At 61.1% G+C, this 4,533-nt stretch carries 4 protein-coding genes; 1 reads left to right on the top strand and 3 read right to left on the bottom strand.

Translation table 11 applies throughout. The annotated features are described in order from the left end of the window. Nucleotides 1-117: 117 nt before the first annotated feature. From NKJ26_RS33125 to NKJ26_RS33135, 3 genes are all read right to left on the bottom strand, one after another. On the bottom strand, nucleotides 118-1,122 hold the full coding sequence (locus NKJ26_RS33125; protein WP_352607826.1) for a magnesium and cobalt transport protein CorA: 1,005 nt from the start codon (nucleotides 1,120-1,122) through the stop codon (nucleotides 118-120). A 93-nt stretch (nucleotides 1,123-1,215) separates the two neighbouring features. Beyond that, on the bottom strand, nucleotides 1,216-1,941 hold the full coding sequence (gene phoU / locus NKJ26_RS33130; RefSeq protein ID WP_352607828.1) for a phosphate signaling complex protein PhoU: 726 nt from the start codon (nucleotides 1,939-1,941) through the stop codon (nucleotides 1,216-1,218). A gap of 114 nt (nucleotides 1,942-2,055) precedes the next feature. Then, nucleotides 2,056-3,321, bottom strand: coding sequence for a sensor histidine kinase (locus NKJ26_RS33135; protein WP_352700040.1), 1,266 nt, complete (start codon nucleotides 3,319-3,321; stop codon nucleotides 2,056-2,058). Nucleotides 3,322-3,439: 118 nt separating this feature from the next. On the opposite strand from NKJ26_RS33135, the gene ppk2 reads away from it, so the two are divergent. Then, on the top strand, nucleotides 3,440-4,342 hold the full coding sequence (gene ppk2, locus NKJ26_RS33140; RefSeq protein ID WP_352607834.1) for a polyphosphate kinase 2: 903 nt from the start codon (nucleotides 3,440-3,442) through the stop codon (nucleotides 4,340-4,342). The last annotated feature ends 191 nt before the right edge of the window (nucleotides 4,343-4,533 follow it).

A 4,533-nucleotide genomic window follows, 5' to 3' on the forward strand; every position in this document is an offset into this window, starting at 1 on the left:
ATTCGGTACTACGCTAGATCGGTAGTTTGCTTCTACTCATCTTCGCTACTTTGCTACCTGCCTACTGCCCTACTGCCCTACTGCCCTACTGCCCTACTGCCCTACTGCCCTACTCTCTCACAGCCACCCGTTCTTTCGAAACCGCCAATATAGAAACGCGCAGATCAGCGCGATCGCGGCCAGCACAACCGGGTAGCCATATTCCATCTTCAGTTCCGGCATGTCGGTGAAGTTCATGCCGTAGATGCCGGCGAATGCGGTCGGCACGGCCAGGATGGCCGCCCATGAGGCGAGCTTCTTCGAGATCGCCGTTTCCTGACTCTGGCCGACCAGCAGACTCGCCTCGAAAGCGAACGCCAGCACTTCGCGCAGGCTGTCGATCTTTTCCTGGACGGTGCGGATATGGTCGGTCACGTCGCGGAACAGCGGATGCATGGCCGTATGGATCTGCGGCAGGTCGGCGCTGGTCAGCCGGCGGCAGACCTCCACCAAGGGAAGCGCGGCATTGCGCAGGCGCAACAGATCGCGACGCAGCATATAGAGACGTTCAATGTCGGGACCGGTCATCGGCTTCAACAGAACCTTGTCCTCGATCGCCTCGACCTCGTCCTCGATCTGCTCGAGCACGGGCATGTAGTTGTCGACGATAAAATCGAGAATGGCGTAGAGGACGAAATCCTCGCCCTTGGCCAACGAATGCGGACAGCTTTCCCAATGCTGGCGCACGGCTGCATAAGACGTGGATGGACCGTGCCGGACGCTGACGATGTAGCCGCTGCCGACGAACAGATGCGTCTCGCCGAAGGTGACGCGGCCCTCGATCAGCTGCGCGGTGCGGGCGACGATGAACAGCGCATCGCCATATTGCTCGATCTTCGGCCGCTGGTGCGGATGCTCTGCATCCTCGATCGCCAGCTCATGAAGATGGAATTGCGCCTGGACGCGCAGCAAGAGGTTGCGGTCAGGCTCAAGCAGGCCGATCCAGACGACATGGCCAGACTTCTTTGCCCATTCGCCGGCCTCCTCAATCGGAATGTCGGCGATACGATGCCCGGCCATATAGACGCTGGAGGCAATGATGCCCGATGCGGACGCGGGCTTGAACTCCCGGACATATTCCATCGCAGCCTCCCGAAAGCATGGCTTTCACTGGGTAGAAGCTTAACGTCCGGGTAGCTTAGCGCAAGATGATCAAGCGTTCGAGAGGACGTGCGTTCACTTCGCCGGCGTCGTCACGGGAAGCCCGATCTTGTCCGTCTTGTCGCTCTTTGGCCGTTCGGCCGGCATCTGGTCGCCGGTGACGATGTAGTAGATCGTCTCTGCGATGTTGGTGGCATGGTCGCCGATGCGCTCGATGTTCTTGGCGCAGAACAGCAGATGCGTGCACGGCGTGATGTTGCGCGGATCTTCCATCATATAGGTCAGCAATTCGCGAAACAGAGAGGTGTACATGGCGTCGATCTGGTCGTCGCGATCACGCACAAAGCCGATCTTGTCGACAGAGCGCGATGCATAGACGTCGAGTACTTCCTTGAGCTGCGTGAGCGCCAGGTTGGCCAGCGCCTCCAGGCCACGGAACAGGCTGGTCGGCTGGCGGCCATCGGTGACGGCGACCACTCGCTTCGCGACGTTCTTGCCGAGGTCTCCGACCCGTTCGAGATCGGCGGAAATGCGAATGGCGCCGACGATCTCGCGCAGGTCCGTTGCCATCGGCTGGCGCCTGGCGATGATGATGATCGCCTTGTCGTCGATTTCGCGCTGCCCCTCGTCGAGTACGGCGTCATCGCGGATGACTTTCTGAGCCAGTCCCGGGTCGGCATTGACCAAAGCGGCGACCGCCTGTTCGACCATGCGCTCGGCATGGCCGCCCATTGCCGCGAGGCGCTTCGACAAATATTTCAGCTCCTCGTCATAGGCGCTGACTATATGCACGGATTGCATGGGCTAAATGCCTTCCCACGGGGTCTTGATCTTCGAGTCGTTTCGTCGAATCCCCGCTGATACGCTAACCGGATGACAGAAAAAAGAAACGGCTAGCTGGAAACTAGCGCGACGTCAGCCCGCCGGCAAATGAACCGAGAAGGCGGCCCCCTCTCCGATCTCGGACTTGATGGTCAGCCTGGCATTGTGGCGCGTCAGGATATGTTTGACGATCGACAGGCCAAGACCGGTGCCTTTCTGGGTCCGGCTGGTCTCGACGTCTATGCGATAGAAGCGCTCGGTGATGCGCGGAATGTGCTCCTCGGGAATGCCGGGACCAAAATCCCTGATCGTCACGTCGATCCCGGGTTCGGGATCGGCATCGCTGTGCGCGATCGACACCACGACGCGGCCGCCCGACTGGCCATATTTGCAGGCGTTCTCCAGCAGGTTCTCGAAGACCTGGAACAATTCGTCGCGATCGCCCGGCACATCAAGCGGGCCCTCAGCGAAATCCCGCTCGATGACGACGCTGTTTTCCCGGGCAAGGGGGGCGAGCGAGTCGATGACGCTGTCGACGATCTGACGAAGATCGACCTCGGTTCCCGGTCTGAGATAAGGCTTCATCTCTAGCCGCGACAGTGACAAGAGGTCGTCGATCAGGCGTGCCATGCGGCCGGTCTGGTTCTGCATGATCTGCAGGAATTGATCGCGTGCCGCCGCATCGTTGCGGGCCGGGCCGCGAAGCGTTTCGATGAACCCGGCGATCGAGGCGAGTGGCGTGCGCAATTCGTGGCTTGCGTTCGCGATGAAGTCCGCGCGCATGCGGTCGATGCGTCGTGTTTCGCTCTGGTCCTTGAACACCAGCACGTAGAGATCGGTGCCGTGGCCGACCGAAGACGCGCTGACCCGATATGCCCGTTCGACCGGAAGCTTCTCGGTGTAGTCGACGATATCCGAGGCGACATCGCCCGACAGCACGCTGTCCAGCAACGCCTGCATTTCCGGCGCCCGGAATTTCAGCGGCAGCGATATGCCCGGGGCGATCCCGCCAAAGGCGGCAAAGGCAGCGGCGTTGGCATGGACGATGGCGGCGGTCCGATCGAAGATGATCAGCGGGTCGGCAACGGCCGCCGCCAGATACTCGCCGGAGAGCCGCTGCAAACCGACTGTCTCGGTCGCCGCGGCGCCCTCGGCCGATCGGTGCGCGCCGGCCATCGGCAACATTGCCGCTGCAAACAACAGCAGCAATGCCGGGACCAGCACGTAGGCGGAGATAGCTGCAAACGCAAAAGCGATCAGAACGGCTATCACAGCCGCGGCAAGGAGCCAGCGGCTGTTCCACAGCCGGGCGGCCATGGTTCGCGCCGTGCCTTTCTGCTCTGCGTCCCGGTCAGTCATTCGCTCGCGCGCCGCGCCCATGCCTTCCCCACCGGTCGAGCGGCGACGGAAACTTCCGCTGGACCGCTCCGGAGGCTCCCAATAGCATGAGTCCGGATGCTTAGAAGGGTTCGTCTCAATGAAAAAAGCCAAGGATAGTCCCGCCGCGCCGACTTCAGGCCCGTTGAAGATCAGGATCGACGGCAAGGAACGGGAGTTCGACATCGAGAATCCCACGCTGCCCGACTGGGTCGAGGACAACAAGCTGGCCGCCGGCGGCTATCCCTACGACAAGAAGATGAAAGGCGGCGAGTATGACGAGACGCTGGAGAAATTGCAGATCGAGCTGGTCAAGGCGCAGGCCTGGCTGCAGGCGACCGGCAAGCGGGCGATGGTCCTGTTCGAAGGTCGCGATGCGGCCGGCAAGGGCGGCACGATCTTCGTGCTGCGCCAGTATCTAAACCCGCGCACGGCACGCAACGTGGCGTTGACCAAACCGACGCCGACTGAACTTGGACAGTGGTACTTCCAGCGCTATGCCGACCATTTCCCGACATCAGGCGAATTCGTCACCTTCGACCGCTCCTGGTACAACCGCGCCGGCGTCGAACCGGTGATGGGCTTCTGCACGCCGGAACAGCAGCAGAAATTTCTGGACGAGACGCCGCATTTCGAAAGGATGATCGTCAATGACGGCGTCCACTTCTTCAAGTTCTGGCTGAACATTGGCCGGGAGACGCAGCTCGAGCGATTTCACGATCGCCGCTACAGCCTGCTGAAGAGCTGGAAGTTTTCGCCGATCGACATAGCCGGCATCACAAAGTGGGACGATTACACCAAGGCGCGCGATACCATGTTCGAGCGCACCCATAAGGAGTTCGCCCCATGGATCATCGTGCGCGCCAACGACAAGCGACGCGCCCGGCTGGCGGTGATGCGGCGCATCCTTCTGTCGCTGCCCTATGAGGGGCGCGATCTCGATATCATCGGCAAGGAAGACAAGAAGATCATCGGCGAAGGGCCGTCATTTTTGAACGAATAAGCCGGCTTGAACGAATAGGCTGGCCCGCAGAATGCGGGGCTGGCCTGGTAAAATAAGACCGACGTTTCCGCCGCCCCGGCAGAAATCCGCCCCGGGCAAGGGAATATAGACGGGTCAGGCCCCCCGCCAGGCACTACGCAGAAAAAACCCCCGCGGGGGGGGGGGCTGCAGCCGATTGATGGAAAAGGCTA

Source organism: Mesorhizobium sp. M0152, from assembly GCF_040322415.1.
Taxonomy (GTDB): domain Bacteria; phylum Pseudomonadota; class Alphaproteobacteria; order Rhizobiales; family Rhizobiaceae; genus Mesorhizobium.

Excerpts from the sequence above, each read along its gene's own strand:
- phoU (WP_352607828.1), bottom strand. The coding sequence starts at position 1,941 with ATGCAATCCGTGCATATAGTCAGCGCCTATGACGAGGAGCTGAAATAT.
- NKJ26_RS33125 (WP_352607826.1), bottom strand. The coding sequence starts at position 1,122 with ATGGAATATGTCCGGGAGTTCAAGCCCGCGTCCGCATCGGGCATCATT.
- ppk2 (WP_352607834.1), top strand. The coding sequence starts at position 3,440 with ATGAAAAAAGCCAAGGATAGTCCCGCCGCGCCGACTTCAGGCCCGTTG.
- NKJ26_RS33135 (WP_352700040.1), bottom strand. The coding sequence starts at position 3,321 with ATGACTGACCGGGACGCAGAGCAGAAAGGCACGGCGCGAACCATGGCC.